The organism is Kribbella ginsengisoli (assembly GCF_039537185.1).
GTDB classification, from domain to species: Bacteria; Actinomycetota; Actinomycetes; order Propionibacteriales; family Kribbellaceae; genus Kribbella; species Kribbella koreensis.
Genome location: NZ_BAABAA010000022.1, coordinates 1 through 15,581 on the forward strand (window position 1 = coordinate 1; position 15,581 = coordinate 15,581).

13 protein-coding genes are annotated in these 15,581 nt (G+C 61.9%); 9 read left to right on the forward strand and 4 right to left on the reverse strand.

Annotated elements, in window-relative coordinates:
- The first annotated feature begins 406 nt into the window (after nt 1-406).
- From ABD768_RS40995 to ABD768_RS41020, 6 genes are all read left to right on the forward strand, one after another.
- The gene (locus ABD768_RS40995; protein ID WP_344850107.1) at nt 407-787 is read left to right on the forward strand and encodes a Rieske 2Fe-2S domain-containing protein; all 381 of its coding nucleotides are present in this window, start codon (nt 407-409) and stop codon (nt 785-787) included.
- Nucleotides 788-1,228 carry a hypothetical protein gene (locus ABD768_RS41000; RefSeq protein ID WP_344850110.1) on the forward strand — a complete coding sequence of 147 codons (441 nt, stop codon included), beginning with the start codon at nt 788-790 and terminating at the stop codon, nt 1,226-1,228. It abuts the gene before it with no gap.
- A 46-nt stretch (nt 1,229-1,274) separates the two neighbouring features.
- Nucleotides 1,275-2,417 (forward strand): sugar ABC transporter substrate-binding protein, encoded by a 1,143-nt coding sequence (locus tag ABD768_RS41005; RefSeq protein WP_344850112.1) that lies wholly within the window; start codon nt 1,275-1,277, stop codon nt 2,415-2,417.
- A gap of 11 nt (nt 2,418-2,428) precedes the next feature.
- Entirely contained in the window at nt 2,429-3,955 is a 1,527-nt protein-coding gene (locus ABD768_RS41010) for a sugar ABC transporter ATP-binding protein (protein ID WP_344850114.1), read from the forward strand.
- The gene (locus ABD768_RS41015; protein WP_344850117.1) at nt 3,952-4,938 is read left to right on the forward strand and encodes an ABC transporter permease; all 987 of its coding nucleotides are present in this window, start codon (nt 3,952-3,954) and stop codon (nt 4,936-4,938) included. The genes ABD768_RS41010 and ABD768_RS41015 overlap by 4 nt, the downstream gene beginning before the upstream one ends.
- A gap of 172 nt (nt 4,939-5,110) precedes the next feature.
- Nucleotides 5,111-6,496 (forward strand): APC family permease, encoded by a 1,386-nt coding sequence (locus tag ABD768_RS41020; protein WP_344850119.1) that lies wholly within the window; start codon nt 5,111-5,113, stop codon nt 6,494-6,496.
- 6 nt (nt 6,497-6,502) lie between these two features.
- Here ABD768_RS41020 and ABD768_RS41025 read toward each other — a convergent pair whose 3' ends face one another.
- The 4 genes from ABD768_RS41025 to ABD768_RS41040 are packed head-to-tail and all read right to left on the reverse strand — an operon-like array spanning nt 6,503 to nt 11,660.
- A complete protein-coding gene (locus ABD768_RS41025) occupies nt 6,503-8,401 on the reverse strand; it encodes a DUF2264 domain-containing protein (protein WP_344850121.1) in 1,899 nt (632 codons plus the stop codon).
- 42 nt (nt 8,402-8,443) lie between these two features.
- Nucleotides 8,444-9,322 (reverse strand): carbohydrate ABC transporter permease, encoded by an 879-nt coding sequence (locus ABD768_RS41030; protein ID WP_344850123.1) that lies wholly within the window; start codon nt 9,320-9,322, stop codon nt 8,444-8,446.
- Nucleotides 9,319-10,311, reverse strand: coding sequence for a carbohydrate ABC transporter permease (locus ABD768_RS41035; RefSeq protein ID WP_344850125.1), 993 nt, complete (start codon nt 10,309-10,311; stop codon nt 9,319-9,321). The genes ABD768_RS41030 and ABD768_RS41035 overlap by 4 nt, the downstream gene beginning before the upstream one ends.
- Nucleotides 10,308-11,660 (reverse strand): extracellular solute-binding protein, encoded by a 1,353-nt coding sequence (locus ABD768_RS41040; RefSeq protein WP_344850127.1) that lies wholly within the window; start codon nt 11,658-11,660, stop codon nt 10,308-10,310. Before ABD768_RS41040 ends, ABD768_RS41035 begins: the two co-directional genes overlap by 4 nt.
- A gap of 238 nt (nt 11,661-11,898) precedes the next feature.
- On the opposite strand from ABD768_RS41040, the gene ABD768_RS41045 reads away from it, so the two are divergent.
- The 3 genes from ABD768_RS41045 to ABD768_RS41055 are packed head-to-tail and all read left to right on the forward strand — an operon-like array spanning nt 11,899 to nt 15,556.
- Entirely contained in the window at nt 11,899-13,368 is a 1,470-nt protein-coding gene (locus tag ABD768_RS41045; RefSeq protein WP_344850129.1) for a xylulokinase, read from the forward strand.
- Nucleotides 13,365-14,771 carry an iron-containing alcohol dehydrogenase gene (locus tag ABD768_RS41050; protein ID WP_344850131.1) on the forward strand — a complete coding sequence of 469 codons (1,407 nt, stop codon included), beginning with the start codon at nt 13,365-13,367 and terminating at the stop codon, nt 14,769-14,771. The genes ABD768_RS41045 and ABD768_RS41050 overlap by 4 nt, the downstream gene beginning before the upstream one ends.
- The gene (locus ABD768_RS41055; RefSeq protein WP_344850133.1) at nt 14,765-15,556 is read left to right on the forward strand and encodes an HAD-IIA family hydrolase; all 792 of its coding nucleotides are present in this window, start codon (nt 14,765-14,767) and stop codon (nt 15,554-15,556) included. Before ABD768_RS41050 ends, ABD768_RS41055 begins: the two co-directional genes overlap by 7 nt.
- The last annotated feature ends 25 nt before the right edge of the window (nt 15,557-15,581 follow it).

Consider the following 15,581-nt stretch of genomic DNA (forward strand, 5'->3'; position numbering starts at 1 on the left):
CGCGGTTTCCTTCTTCGAGTCGGTTGTGAGAGATCACTCGAAGGATCACCCGATGACCGCGCTCACGTCTCCGCCCCGCGCATCACCAGGATCTCGCCGTACACCACTCTGCTGGACTCAACTGATCCGGGAACCATTTCAGTTCGGATTCAGAGCGGCTTCAGGGGGAGCGTTGACTCTCGGCATAACCATCGTGGTTGCGGGACGTTCGGGAGGACATCATGACAGAGACCCTCTTTTCCCAGGCCGCTGAGCGCAGGTCTCGGCAACTGTTGACCCCAGTTCCAGCGGAGGGGCAGGACGGACTTCTTCACGATGAGTTGGTATCCGATTTGCCAGACAAGCGATGTACAGGTCGGGCAGATCGTCGGCAAGGACTTCCTCGACGGGCGAGTGATTGTCCTGCGTGATCAGGACGGGTGCGGCGCAGGTACTGAGTGCATACTGCCCGCATATGGGGGCAGACCTCTCGGTGGGTGACATGGTCGATGGGACGCTTAGGTGCGCCTATCACTACTGGCGATTCGACGGTGGCGGAGCCTGTGTCGCAACTGGCTCGGGAGACCCTGTTCCGCGCGGCGCCCAACTCTACCGATTCCCCACCGTCGAGCGCTACGGACTCATCTGGGCTTTCAACGGCAATGAGCCGTTGTTCGATCTGCCTGACATGCCGTTCCCCGACGAGGATCTCGTACTCGGTATCGAGGTGTATCCGCTCATCGACATGGATCCTTGGATCCTGCTTTGCCAGGCTCCGGACGTTCAGCACCACCGAGTCGTCCATTAAATGGATCTGGATGGCAATCCGCTCGACAGCATCACCTGGACGGACTTCTCGATGCTCTATGAGATGAAAGCCACGCGGAAAGGCAGGCCGGTCGAGTTCACCCAGGGCAATGTGGGCACCACGATGTTCATTCAATACGGCCTGATGGATGGCCGTTGGATGGGGTTTCTTGCTGGCCTCGGCATGCCCCGGCCCGGCAAGTGTGAGATGTTTTTCGTTGCCATGGTGCTCGACCGGGAGGGTGACAAGGCGGCGAACAAGGAGTTCGTGGACCGCGTTCTGGCTTTTGAGCGGCAATTCATCGTCGAAGACCTCTCCATCCTCACGACGATCCGCTTCCGGCCAGGTACGCCGTCGGGCAGCGACGGCGTACTTCTCCGGTATCTGAGCTTCCTGCGCAACTATCCGCGAGCTCACCCAGCTGCGGACTACCTGCGCTGAAGGTAATAGGACGCAGTCAGCCGGCGCGCCAGGAGGCGAGAAGGTCATGTTCAGTCGACTCAGAGTCATTGCCGCTTGTGTCGTTCTTCTCTTTTTCGCCCTCGCGGCGTGCACCGGAGATTCGGAACCGATCTCCAAAAAACAAGCTAGTGATGCAGATGTCGCCGCGGCTCAAGACCGAGCCGCGCGGCTTACCGCACCTGTCCCGTTGGAGGCGCCTGGCCCAGCTATCAGCCTCAGCCCGGCGATGAGGGGTAAAACCCTCTACTACATTTCGCAGGCGCTGTCGTACGAGTTCAGTCAGAGCGTCGTGTCGGGGGTGAAAGAAGCGGCAACCCGGGGCGGTGTTGTGGTCAAGACGTTCGACGCCAAGGGGGATCTCACGACTGCGACGAGGCAGATTGAGCAGGCAGTTGCAGAGAAGGCGAGTGGCATTGTGCTGCAGAACCTCTCGCCGGCCTCCCTCAGCGCGCCGATCAAAGCCGCCAAGGAAGCTGGCATCCCTGTCATCGTCGCTCTCGATGCCGATGATGGACCCGTCAGTGCCGAGGACAGTGCGCTTGGTGTCAGCGCGCGTGTCAGTGCCTGCTACTCATGTGCAGGAACACAGATCGCCAACTTGGTCGTCGCGCAGAGCGGCGGGGAACTTGATGTTGCGGTGATCACCAGCCCCGATCTGAGCGTAGCCGTTGCGGAGAGTAAGGCATTCATGGAAGAACTTACTCGATTGTGTCCGTCATGCAGACCGAAGACATATGAGTCTCCCGTGGCCCAGTGGGCTACACAGCTCCCCTCGATTGCCACATCAATCGGCCAGGACTCGGAGATTGACTTTGTCGTACCTGTATTCGCCGCCTTTGTGGACTTCATGAGGCCGTCTCTGCATGCTGCGGGTGCGGATGAGCGGGTTTCTATTATCACTTACAACGCAACCTCTACTGCGCTGAGTGCCCTTCACGAGAAGGACCTGATCACTGGTCTTGTCGCCAGCTCCGAGAACTGGATCGGCTGGGGGATCATGGATCAGTTCTACCGCATTCTCAGTGGCAATCCACCGGCCAAGAGTGAAAATATCGGCAACCGCGCTTTTACCGCGGCCAACCTCACCGCGGCTGACCCAAACAAGGGTGCAGATTACGGCGCCGACTACAAGCGAGCCTATCTGCAGCTATGGGGTGTGGTCGATTGAGTGACAGGACAGTGGGCGTTCCCATTCTACGAGCGGGCAACTGCTCGAAACGGTTCGATGGACGCCTCGTCCTCGACCGGGTCGGTATTGAGGTTTGGCCGGGCGAAGTCCACGCACTGGTGGGTCAGAACGGATCGGGCAAATCGACGCTGATCAAGATTCTGGCTGGCTACCATCCCCCGGAGCCGGGTGGTTGGCTCGAACTGAACGGCGAACCAGCCTCTCTTCCCATCTCGCATCAGGTGATGTCGCAGCGTGGGGTCGCGTTCGTGCACCAGGATCTGGGCCTGAACGAGGCGGCCACAGTGATGGAGAATTTGGGTGCAGGAAGGTATGACCGCGGCGCTCTTGCGCCGATTGGCTGGCGCAAGCGTAGAAGAGTGGTAGGTCAGCAGCTTGAGGAAAGCGGGCTGCTAGGCGTCCGCCCTGAGACCCTGGTCGCCGATCTTGCGCCCGTGGACCGGACGATTCTGGCCATTGTGCGAGCAATGAGTGATCTCCGGCAAATTAGTGGCGGGCTGCTCGTTCTGGACGAGCCTACGGCCAACCTGCCGCGCGATGGGATCGATCGGCTCTTCCTGGCCGTCGGTGAGATTACCTCGCGCGGATCCAGCGTGTTGTTCGTCTCCCACAATCTGGATGAGGTCCTCGCAGTCAGCCGACGTGTCACGGTCTTACGTGACGGAAAATACGCCGGCACATACGAAACCTCGCGGCTGACCAACGAGACCTTGTCCGAGCTGATCCTCGGGTTCAAGCTCGATAAGCTATATCCATCCGGCGAGCGCCCGACGGGGGCACTCCTTGCCCGGGTCGCCCGGCTGTCCGGACAGCGGCTTGAACCGCTGACATTCGAAGTCAGGGCTGGCCAGATCGTTGGGTTCACCGGACTGCTGGGCAGCGGCCATGACGATCTCCCGTATCTTCTTACCGGGGCGTCGCCTATAGCCGGCGGGCAGATCAGCGTCGGCGACAAGACGGAGCAAGCCAAGACTCTGACCCCGCGCAAGGCGATTCAGCTCGGCGTGGTGCTTGTCCCGGCGGACCGCACCCGAGACGCCGTTCTCGGTTCGGCAACTGCCACAGAAAATCTCACCTTGCCCACCCTTCGGCGTTACTTCCGCCGAGGGCGCTTACGCCGTCACGACGAGCAACAGCGCACGCGACAGCTGTGCGACACGTTCGAGGTGAAACCTGCGGATCCGGGTAAGCCGATGAACGAGTTCAGCGGAGGCAATCAGCAGAAGTTGATTCTGGCGAAGTGGATGGAGACGGAACCGAGTGTGCTGGTTCTACATGAGCCGACGCACGGCGTCGACGTCGGCTCGCGGAAGGCGCTCTTCGGTCAGATCCTAGAGATTGCCCGCAAGGGCGTGGGGGTCGTGCTGTGCAGCACTGAGCACGAGGATCTCGTTCATCTCTGCGACCGATTGATAATCCTGCGGCGTGGGCGGAAGGTGGCAGAGTTGTCCGGTCAGGACATCGGCCACGAACAAGTCCTGGAACTCATCTATGGTCCCGACCGGAGAGTCGGATGACCAGGGCAGGCAAAATCGCGACCAGCGTCCCGCTTGAACCATCCAGGCTTCGTCCGCGGCGTGACCAGGCACAGCGTTGCGGGCTCCTGGTCGCGTGGATCATCCTTCTAGTATTTTTTTCCATCTTACGTCCGGACCAATTCGGTACCGTCCGCAACATCCAAACGATCCTCAGCTCTCAATCGGTTGTCCTCGTTCTGGCGCTTGCCTCGATGCTGCCACTGATCGTTGGCGAGCTGGACCTGTCCCTCGGTGGGATTCTCGGGGCGTCGAGCATGTTGTTGGGCTGGCTGAACGTCGTACATGGCTGGCCGATTTGGCTCGCTGTGACCGCGGTTCTCTGCTGCGGTGGGGCGATAGGGCTGGTCAATGCATTCCTCGTCGTGGTGGTCAGGATCGACTCGATTGCTGTGACACTCGGTATGGGCACCCTCCTCGCGGGCCTTGCCCTTGCAATCAAGAATCTCCCTATCGTCGGGATCTCGACCGGGCTCGTCTCGACTCTGCGCTTCAGGGCCGGTGGCCTACAGGTCAGCTTCTACGTCGCCGCGGCGCTTGCGCTGGCGATCTGGTACATCCTTAAGTTCACTCCGCTCGGCAGGCACCTGTACTTTGTGGGAGCCGGCCGGCGCGTCGCGCGCCTTTCCGGCCTACGGGTGGGCGCGTTGCGGATGGGCGCATTCCTGGGCGCAGGGGTTATCGCAGCACTCGCCGGCGTGATGCTGGCCGGTCTCCTTGGTTCGTCCGATCCGAATTCGGGAGTGAATCTTCTGCTGCCAGCTCTTGCAGGTGTGTTTCTTGGAGCCACTGCATTCACGCCCGGTCGGTTCAACGCGGCAGGCACGTTCGTGGCGGTGTACTTCCTTGTCACCGGCATTACCGGCCTGGAGATCGTAGGCTATTCAGGCTGGGTGATCTCCGTTTTCTACGGCGGGTCGCTTATCGCGGCGGTTGTCTTGTCCCGCGTCATGGGTCGCCAGTGATCGGTTGATCGCTGTCAGGATCGGTTCAGTGTGCTTTCAGGAATGCATCAGGCCAAGACTCGACGCTTGTTCCGTGGCCAGACATGTAAACGAGAAGCTACGTCAGCTCCCACAAGACAAGCCAGGCGGGGGACTGCGAGTCAACTCCGTCGGCCTGGGCGGCGCCGTAGTCATGTCCGCCGCCATCATGGGGCCGGCAGTCTCGACCTTCTTCAATCCGCAGTTCGCGACACCGTTCTCGGGTGCTGCGACACCCTTCGTGTATCTGATCTGCGTCGCAGTGATGCTCCTTGTGTCAAGCGGGATCGTCGAGATGGCGCGAGAGTTCCCGAGCGCTGGCGCGTTCTATACGTACGTCAGCCGTGGAATCGGACCTAGGGCCGGGTTTGTCACCGGCGGTCTGATGTTCGTCGCATACGCCCTGCTGCCGCCGGCCGAGATTGGCCTCATCGGTGCGTACGTGCAGAGCACGCTGCAGGCCGAGTTCGGTCTGAACGTGCCGTGGTGGTTGATCGGTGTGGTGCCGGTATCACTCATGGTCGCACTCGCCTACCGCGGCATCGCGACGTCACTTCGAGCCGCGCTGATCCTGTTCGGGGCGGAGGTGACGGTGATAGTCGTATTGGCGGTCATTGTTGTCGGCAAGGGAGGCGACGACGGCATCAGCCTGCATCCGCTCAGCCCTGCGGCATCCCCTCATGGTGTCGGCGGGATCACGACCGGATTCGTGTTCGCGGCGCTGAGTTTCGTGGGCTTCGAAGCTGCCGCGACGCTCGGCGAGGAGATCAGAGCACCGCGACGGACGGTGCCGAAGGCGATCGTCCTCTCGGTCCTTGCTGTTGGATTGCTGTACGTCTTCTGCATCTGGGCCGAGGTGCTCGGGATCGGTGAGCAGGCTGCCAACGAGCTGACCGGCGCGTCGCTGCCGTGGAATGATCTTGCGCAGCGGTATGCCACCTGGATGAAGTGGCCAGTCATCATTGCCGCTGTCTCGAGCATGTTTGCCGTGATGGTGAATTCGAGCAATGGCATCGTACGGATAACCCACGCCATGGGCCGCGATCGATTGCTGCCCGCCTTTCTCGCCGAGGTCAACCCCCGCTTCCGCACTCCGTCAAAGGCGATCGTTGCGCAGGGGGTTTTCGCGGCCGGCCTCGCGGTCGTCGTCGGTTTGCTGTCTGGCCCGTTTTCAGATCCGGTTGCGGGGTTCAATGTCTACGGTTACCTGGGCTTCCTGTTGACGCTGGCGATCCTGCCCGTCTACGTGCTCACTAACCTGGCTGCGGTCAACTGGTTCCGCGCGAAGGGCACCTTCAGCATCTTGCGCCACCTCGTGCTGCCACTCGCTGGGGCCTGCCTGATGATCGCGCTTCTCTACGGCCAGATCAGGGAACAGACCACAGCGCCGTACACCTGGTTCCCGTGGGTAATCCTCGGCTGGACTGCGATCGTCGTGACTGCTGCCATTTGGATCGGTAGAGCCAAGCCAGAGCAGATGGAGCGTGCGGGGCAACTGCTGGCGGTCGGCGACTCCGAGGACCTGCAGCAGAAGGCTTGAACGCGCTCATTCGCCGAGCCTTATGCAAGACCGCGATCCGTCTGGCAGCTGCAGCTCGACCACTCGACCATCGACTTGGACGCCGAGTCCAAGGGCATCTGAGTCGGCTGGTGGGGAACCGCGCTCGAGCAGGATTGCGGTGACCAGAACGAGCTCGCCGCCGGGATGCGTGGCGAATACGAAGGGACTCGCTGAGCAGGGCCCAAAGGCATTCGCATCGCGATCCCGCCGGACATCTGCGGATTCAAATCCGTAGATGCCCACCACCATCGAGTACAGGTTGTCGAGTTCCACAACTGCGAAGGGAGTTGTGGAACCGATCGACATCGACGACGTTGGCGCGGACTCTCCTGACACGGCATAACCCCCGCTGGTCACTCTGGCTCCAGACGGTCCTTCGACCAGCGCGCATCGGACCTCCAGGGCCCGGCAGACGACGGATCTGACTTCGATCCGCCACGGGCCTTCGGACCCGAGCCAAGCCTGATACCAGGAGCCGGCATCTCGCTCACCGAAGCCGATTCGGTGGATGCGGGACCGACCGCTGCATCGTCCGGCGGAGTCGAACAGCGCGACCGCGTTGTCAACCCGGTGTGCGGATAGCACCGGGCCGGTGTGACTCGAGTACGCAAGCCTTTCGTAGTGTGGATCCGCGGACGGCTCGAGCGCTCCGGGCTCTGGATCCCCCGCGCCGTCAGCACCGTGGTTGAGCAGGCGGACCACTTGATCGTTTGATGTGGCGTGCAGCAACCAGCCTGGGCCAGCTAGCGCCCTGATCTGGTCCACCTCGTCCAGGGGCAGGCTGCCTTCGGTCTCGGTCCAGGCGGCGTGGTTCTCTGGCAACAGCAAGCCCAGGAATCCCATGCTCGCCCAATACGGAGAGCCGGGACCTGAATAGGATTGGATCATCGGTAGGAATGGGTGCTGCCAACCCATCCGGAGTAGGCCTTGCTGATCAGGGGCACCGTGCCGGACGAAATATTTCGTGATGCTTGAGCACAGTCGGCGAGTCGTACCTGGCCCAAGCGGACTCGCGTCAAGAAGTGTTCCCATCCAGTACGGTGCTGCCGTGGCCATACGGTAGGTCAACGAGCGTCCTTGATGCACGGGAGCGCCCTCGGGGCTGATGAGATGGATGGCGTCCTCGAGGAAGCTCCGCAATCGCTGCCTGTAGACTTGGAGCCGGTCCTCGTACCTCGTTCCCGGTGTCGCTGCAGCGATCCTTGTCCACATGGTTGGGAAGATGTGCATGGCCCAGCCGTTGTAGTAGTCGAAGCTCTGTCCGTCGCCATCGGAGTACCAACCGTCGCCGACGTACCAGTCCTCGATGCGATTCAGTCCGCGCTCGATATCCGCCTTGGAGTACGAGGCGCCCACGGAAGCGAGGAACTGCTCGGATACGACCTGGAACAAGCGCCAGTTGTCGTCGTACGTGACGGCGCCGACGAAGCCACTCAACCAGTCAACGATTCGGTCCTGTTGCCTGCCGCTGAGCGAGTTCCACAACCACTGTCTTGACTCGTGCAGTCCGAGTGCGATGACGGCGGCCTCGACCATCTCTTGAGCCATAGATCTAATCGGCGGCCAGGCTTCCGGGCTGCTTCGATCAGTACCGGCGGTCAGGCCTCGCGCGTACCGCTCGAGAAGCTCCCCACAGCCCACTCCCTGACTGCCGGCGATCCGGAGCGATGCGAGCAGGAATGATCGCGCGAAGCCTTCCAGGCCGTCGCTTTGGGAACCGGAGTGGCTCGGTCTGCCGGGCAAGTCGACACGGGCCGCAGCGGGCGAGAAGTACGGCACGAGCGAAGCGAGGAGATAGTCCGCGAGCACTTTCCAATGCTGCCGGGACCACCCGGTCCTGGGCGAACGCTCGTAGTCGGGCGAGGGCCAGATCACACTGCTCACGTGAGGCTCCAGGTTAGATTTACCCACTGACCGCCTGCCGGTTCAACCCTTCAGGCCGCTAGTGGCTACTCCGCGGATGATGTGACGCTGGAGGATCAGATAGGCGATGATCACTGGTCCTACTGCGAGCACAGCCGTCGCCAGCGCGACCCCAGGAAAGACCCCGGAAGCACGACCGGCCGCGGCGAGTCCCTGCGTGAGCGTCTGGTTTTCCCGAGTCGTGATCACCAATAGCGGCCACAGCACGTCGTTCCAGCGCCAAATGACGTTGACGATGGCGAGGGCTGCAAGAGCAGATTTGCACAGCGGCAGGATGATCGTCCAGAAGATCCTAAACTCGCCGGCGCCGTCGATCCTGGCGGCGTCGATCAGGTCGTCGGGGATCGTTGTGATGTGTTGCCGTAACAGGAATGTCCCGAACCCGCCGACCAGGAACGGCACGATCAGTGCCGCAAGGGTATCGGTCAGCGCGAGCTTTTTCATCAGCAGGTAGAGAGGGATCATCCTCGTCTCGAACGGAATCAGGAGCGTGGACAGGAAGGCGATGAACAGCACCGACTTTCCACGGAACCTCCCCTTGGCGAAGGCATAACCGGTCATTGAGCTGAACAGAAGGTAGCCGATGGTGCTACCGCCAGCGACGATGATGCTGTTGAGGTAGAGGCGGGCAACAGGAAGATTCGCCGATGCGACCCGATAGTTGAACAGCGAAGGGTCAGGCGGCCAGAAACTGGGATCGCGTGGCATGCTGATGTTTGCCTGTCGGGACAACGAGGTCGCGATCATCCATACGAATGGAAGGATCATCGCCATGGCGCCAAGCGAGAGAACCGCGAGCAAGGTCAGTTGGGTGACGATCCCACGCGGCCTTCGGGAACTGCGGGCTCGGGCTTCGCGGAGGCAGTTCTGCTTCGAAATCATGAGGCTAACCTCCGGCGCCGCCGCGGGCGCAGTCGGAACTCTTTGACCAGTAGCGCCCGGAACGAGATGAGGGTCACACCGAGCATGAGCATGAAGAACACGACGGCGATGGCCGCCGCGAGGTTGCTGTCTCCAGCCTCGAAGCCGACTTGGAACATGTAGACCACAACGCTCTGCAGCGATCGGGCCGGCGCGCCACCAGGCCCTCCGAGGGCCCAAAGGTCGCCGAATCTCGACATTGCGTCGACGGTTCCTGTCATCAGCAGAAAGATGAAGGTTGGACGGAGGCTCGGCAATGTGATGGCGCGCCACGTCTGGAAGGTGTTTGCACCATCGATAGCTGCGGCCTCGTAGAGCTCGATCGGAATAGATTGCAGGCCAACCAGGAAGATCAGGACGAACCATCCGAGACCCGCCCAGACCGCCAGGATCGTCACTGCGGCTCGCGATCCGGTCAAACCAAGTCTCGGATCGGCGAGCCACTGCGGTAGCGCGTCGACGCCCAGCTTGCGAAGGAAGCCGTTGAGTAGACCCCAGTCGGGCTGAAACACGTAGTTGAAGACGATCGCGACGGCAACGGATGACGTCAGTTGCGGCAGGAAGTAGATGACCTTTAGAACGGCGCCGCCGTATCGCAACCGATTGATCATCGATGCGATGACGACGGCGAGGGGGACGACCAGTGCCAGGAATGAGATGCCGAGTAGCGCGGTGTTCCCGAGCGCGTTCCAGAAAATTCCGCTATCCGCGAGGCGACGGTACTGGTCCAGGCCGGCGAAACGCAGCTCGGATCCGGCCTGGCGGTAGAAGCTCTGCCGGAAGGACTCAAAGGTCGGATAGGCGACGAAGATCGTGAGCAGAATCAACGGTGGTCCGACGAACAGATACCAGACGAGATTGTTCCTGATGCGTGACCGGCAGGCGTGGCCCAGCCGCCGAGCCTCGCCGTCATCGGGCATGCCGTCGGCCGCCGCGATCTCAGTGCTCACTTCGTCCCTTGTTCGGACAACCACTTGGCTGTCTCCTTCTGCGCCTTTTCCAGAGCAGCTTTCGGCGAGAGAGTGCCCGACAGCGCAGCTTCGAGTGCGGTCTGCAGAGCCCACCTCGGTTGGTCGGCGGCCCACGGGTACAGCGGCTCCGCCGTGCGCGGCTGGCTGAGGATTGCCTTTCCGTCTGGCATCTCGGCGACCTTCGATACGAGCGATTCGCTGCCTTCGATCAGTGGCAGACGACCGACTGCGTCGAAGTAGTACTTCTGGGACGCCGGATCTCCGGCGAGCCATTTCTGCACCGTCCAGGCCGCGTCCTTGGACGGGCAGCTGGCGGCCATGGCCAGCGGCTGGACGTTGTTGACTCCGCCCAGACCGTCGGATCCCTTCAGATTGATGGTCGTGCGGAAGCGGTCGGACAACTTGGGCTGAGCGATCATCTGCTTCAGGAAGTAGCCCGGTTCCCCTTCCGGTATCAGCGCGACGATGTTTTTGTCGGACAAGAAGCCTTGCGGCATGCCCTCGCTGGCCAGCGCGCCCTTCGGTGCGTACTTGGACATCTTGGCGAACCACTCGAGAGCCTTGAGGTACTCCGGTGTATTCCAGTTCACTTCGAGTGCGCCGCTGTCGGTTACCCCGCCCCAGCTGGCGCCAAGGGTGTGCGCGATGGCAAGAAACTGCCAGACGGCATACTTGCCCTGGTACCAGTAACCGTAGTTCTGCTCGCCCGTCACGGGGTTCTTTCCAGTCAGCCGTGCGGCCTTTTGCTCGATCTCGTCGAGTGTCGGCGTCGAGGACAGCGGCTCGACACCGAAGTCCTTGAAGAGCTTCGAGTCCCAGTGAATGACGCGCTCGTCGGCGTTCGCCGGGAGGTACCACAACCCCTCGGGATTGCTAGGCCCCCAAGAGCGTGCGGCATCGAGCTGGGATCCCCAGATGTTCTTGAACTCGGGGTCCTTCTTGATCATCTCGTCGAGGTCGACCAGTTGCCCCTTGCGGGCGTACGCCGGCGCGCCAGGCATCTGGTACAAGCACGCCTCGCCAGCCTTCATCATCGCTTCTGTTTTGGGGGCGTACCCAGTCGCGCCCTCACCCCAAGGGATATTAACGATCTCCAGCTTGATGTCGGAGTGCGTGTCGTTGAAGCGCTTCTTCAGCTCGCCGATCCCTGGGGTGTCGGCTCCGGTCACCGGATCGATTCCGTCCTGATCGGGGAAGCCGATGAGCAGAACCTTGACCTTTGCAGAGTTCGAGGCGGCGGCGCCGTCGTCTTTCGTACACGAGCTGGCGAGTAGCAGTGTCGTCGCCGTCAGCGCCATCGCAACCATCGGGGTGAAGCGCAACCTCATCTCAGCCTCCCAGCTGATCCTGCTGAGGCCCCAGACCTCATCAGGTGATCTGGCTAGTTATAATACGACTTATGATTTAAGGTAGGCATGGCACGTGGCTTCGTCAAGGCCTTCGGCCGTCGCCGACTTCGGCCGGGTGCGACAGGGAGAGACATGCGGCTACAGGCCGGGACCGCGAGCAGCTACGCGACCAACAGACTTCGAGATAGCGGAGGTGTGCCATGTACAGGCGGGGTCAATGCCGCAGGTGATCGGAGTCGATGTCGGCTCGCAGAGCGTCAAAGCGGTGTGCCTCGACGACAGCGGGACGGTCGTGCGAGCTGCATCTGCCCCGTTGTCGATGCTGCATCGCCACAATGGTTGGGCAGAGCAACGACCGCTGGACTGGGTGGCACAGCTCGGCGCCGTGGTCGGCGAGATCACGGCACCAGGTGATCTCGACGTACGGATGATTGCCCTTGCCTGTCAGGTTGATGGGGTTGTGCCAGTCGATCACCGGCTCCGTCCGCTACGGGACGCCCTGATCTGGCTTGACCGGCGAGCCGAATTGCAGACGGACGCATTTGTTCGGCAGACGAGCTTGGTCGAGATCTTCACCCAGACCGGATTGAACGCTGATGCTTCGCACTGCGCACCGAAGATGATGTGGATCCGCGAACATGATCCCGACACGTGGGCCGCTACGCGGTATCTGCTTCCAGTCACCGCATACCTGGTGGGCTGGTTAACCGGCACTGTGGCACAAGATCCAGCGAACGCTTCCTCGACCATGCTGTACGACTTGTCGTCAGGTGACTATTCGGATTCGCTCTGCGCTCTCGCTGGGGTACCCCGTGAGTTCCTGCCGCCGATCGCAAAGGCGGCCGAGGTCTGCGGGACCGTCAACCGCGATGCTGCTCTGCTCCTGGGGCTGTCCGAGGAATGCGAAGTACTGGTCGGTACGGGCGACGAGCATGCGGCGTCGATCGCTGCTGGCGCATGCAAAGAGGGGATCATCTGCGATGTGACTGGCACGGCCGAGCCTGTCACAACGGCAGCGTCCGGCCTCCATCTCGACCCGGATCGCTTGGTCGAGACCCATGCGCACGCTGTCGACGGACTTTACCTGGTCGAGAATCCGGGGTTTGTCTCCGGCGGGAGCACTCTCTGGCTGGCCGACAACATCCTCGGGGTGAAACAAGGTGCGGTCTTCGAACTGGCTGCAAACGCTCCGGTCGGAAGTGACGGTGTGACCTTCGTACCTGCTCTGACCGGATCTATGACTCCACGCTGGAACGCCGGCCTTCGTGCGGCGTTCAACGGTCTGTCGATGAACCACACCCGTAGCAACCTCGCTCGGGCAGTGCTCGAAGGCTGTGCATTCGCACTGCGCGACATTGTCGAGCGGATTAGCGACCTGGGCCTCGGGGGTGACGAGGTCCGGATCGTCGGCGGCGGCGGCAGAAGCCAGCTCTGGAACCAGATCAAGGCGGATGTGCTCGGACGGCCGGTGCGTCGAGTGTTGTCGCCGGACGGCACAGCCTTGGGAGTCGCCAGCCTCGCCGCTGTGAGTGCCGGCTTCTTTCCGTCGCTGGAGGCCGCAACGGACATTGTCATAGAACTGGGCAAATCGCAGATCGAGCCTGATGCGAAACGCCACGCGAGGTACGAGTCCGCCTATCACGATTACCGAAGGCTGTTCGACGGAATCGAAGGAGCATCGAGATGACGTGGTCAGGCCTGAAAGATCTGCCTACTCTGCAAGACATCAAGCGAATGGCTGCCACGCGTGGAGTTCCGTTGGGCCTGCGCGAGTTGGTGATCGGGCCGGGCGCGTCGGCAGCCGTCGCCGGAGTTGCCGCGAATCTGGTCGGCGATACACCCGGGGACCTGGTCATGCTTGTGGATGAGACGCCGTACGCGGGCTCGGGCGGATCGTTCAAGGAGTGGCTGCTCAGTCAACTCGCCAGTGGAGCTAGGGCTGTCAGACAGGTTTGTATAACGGGACAGTCGCTCCTGGTCGAGGCTGACGAAGCGACAATGTTGCGCGCCGAGAAGGCCGTCCGAGGCGCCGGCGTCCTGGTTACGGTGGGGTCGGGAACTCTTGCAGACATCGGCAAAGTCCTGTCGCAACGGCTGAACATCCCGCATGTGGTCGTCCAAACTGCGAACAGCGTCAACGGATTCGCCGACGATCAGAGCGTACTGCTGCGTGCGGGTGTCAAGCGGACGGTGCCGAGCCGGTGGCCAGACGCTCTGATTGTCGATATTGATGTGATCGCGCTGGCGCCCGACTTGCTCAACGCATCCGGAGTGGGCGATCTCTTGTCGATGTTCACGGCGCCTGCCGACTGGCTGATAGCGTCGACGGCAGGTTTAGGTCCGGCGTACGACGATGAACTGGTGGAGCTCGTCCGGCCGCAGGGCGGACGGATTCTTGATGTCGCTGGCCGCCTTGGTGAGCGCAACCCCCACGACCTCAGCTATCTCGCGTGGATGCTTTCGATCAGTGGGTTGACGATGGGTTTGGCGGGGACGACTGCGCCGTCGTCAGGGACCGAGCACGTCATCAGCCACGTGCTCGAGATGACGGCCCGGGCAAGCGGCCTGCCGTCCTCGCATCACGGTGAGCGGGTCGGCATTGCCACATTGGTCGCGGCCGGCATCTGGTCTCGGGTGCGCCGTCATGCCCCAGCACGGTTGCCCATGCTTGTGAAGCCTGAGCCTGACTGGGCGAAGCACGAGGCTCTGAACGCGTTTAGACGGTTGGGAAAGGTTGCTGCCGAAGAGTGCTGGACAGCGTACGAGAAGAAGCTCAACGCTTGGTATGAGAACCCGGACAGCCTGACCCGCTTGATGGATGAGTGGCCTGCGCTGCAGGACCGCCTCGACGACCTACTCGGCGACCCCCGCGAGCTGGTCGCCAGTCTGCAGGCTTCCGGGGCCCCGGTGCGTTTCGGCGACCTTGCTAGCAAGTTCGACCAACAAACGGTTCATTGGGCGGTGTATAACGCGCATCGCATGCGGGATCGATTCCTGATCGCGGACCTCGCGGAGTTGATGGGCATCTGGACGCCAGAGTTGGTCAGCGATGTGCTGGCGGAACTCAACGAGTGGGGTGCCGGATGGTGACCGGCCAGCCGGTCAGGCGTTTCGACGGCTATGCCCTCGACCTGGACGGGACAGTTCATGTTGACGAAAAGCCGCTGCCAGGAGCTGTCGAGGCGATCCGTGAGCTTCGTCGTGGCGGTGCGAGGGTGATGTTCGTGACCAACAAACCGTTGGACACCGGTGCCGGATATGCGGCAAAGCTCACCAGCATGGGAGTACCCGCGACTGAGGACGACGTGGTCACCGCCCTCGATGCACTCAGGCTGTATCTGCTGGACAAGCATGCTGGCGCGAAACTCGCATACATTGCGGAGCCACTGGTTCCGCAGACCCTTGAACGTGAAGGTTTCGCCACGGCGTCGAATCCGTCCAGCACGGACGTAGTGGTGGTTTCGTTCGATCGGACGTTTTCTTACGAGAAGCTGGACTTCGCGTTCAAGGCAGTTCGTTCAGGCGCGTCGATCGTCGCCACCAATCCTGATCCATACTGCCCGACGGTGAACGGAGGCCTCCCCGACTGTGCCGCGATGCTGGCCGCGCTCGAAGCCTGCACGGGCGTCAAGGCCGAGGCCGTAGTCGGCAAGCCGAGCTCGCATATGGCGGCTGCGGTCCTGCAGCGAATCGACATCACGTCGAAGCGTTGCGCGATGGTTGGCGATCGACTCGCGACGGACGTTGCGATGGGACTCCATGCGGGGATGGCTGGAATTTTGGTGCTTACCGGAGCCACCACCCTCGCCGACGTGGCTTCGTCTCCGATTCGGCCGACGGCGGTCGTGCACTCCCTTACTGACCTGGTCGCCTGACCGGTCCAAGTCGAAAGGCTATGCC

Excerpts from the sequence above, each read along its gene's own strand:
- ABD768_RS41000 (WP_344850110.1), top strand. The coding sequence starts at position 788 with ATGGATCTGGATGGCAATCCGCTCGACAGCATCACCTGGACGGACTTC.
- ABD768_RS41005 (WP_344850112.1), top strand. The coding sequence starts at position 1,275 with ATGTTCAGTCGACTCAGAGTCATTGCCGCTTGTGTCGTTCTTCTCTTT.
- ABD768_RS41015 (WP_344850117.1), top strand. The coding sequence starts at position 3,952 with ATGACCAGGGCAGGCAAAATCGCGACCAGCGTCCCGCTTGAACCATCC.
- ABD768_RS41020 (WP_344850119.1), top strand. The coding sequence starts at position 5,111 with ATGTCCGCCGCCATCATGGGGCCGGCAGTCTCGACCTTCTTCAATCCG.
- ABD768_RS41030 (WP_344850123.1), bottom strand. The coding sequence starts at position 9,322 with ATGATTTCGAAGCAGAACTGCCTCCGCGAAGCCCGAGCCCGCAGTTCC.
- ABD768_RS41040 (WP_344850127.1), bottom strand. The coding sequence starts at position 11,660 with ATGAGGTTGCGCTTCACCCCGATGGTTGCGATGGCGCTGACGGCGACG.
- ABD768_RS41045 (WP_344850129.1), top strand. The coding sequence starts at position 11,899 with ATGCCGCAGGTGATCGGAGTCGATGTCGGCTCGCAGAGCGTCAAAGCG.
- ABD768_RS41050 (WP_344850131.1), top strand. The coding sequence starts at position 13,365 with ATGACGTGGTCAGGCCTGAAAGATCTGCCTACTCTGCAAGACATCAAG.
- ABD768_RS41055 (WP_344850133.1), top strand. The coding sequence starts at position 14,765 with ATGGTGACCGGCCAGCCGGTCAGGCGTTTCGACGGCTATGCCCTCGAC.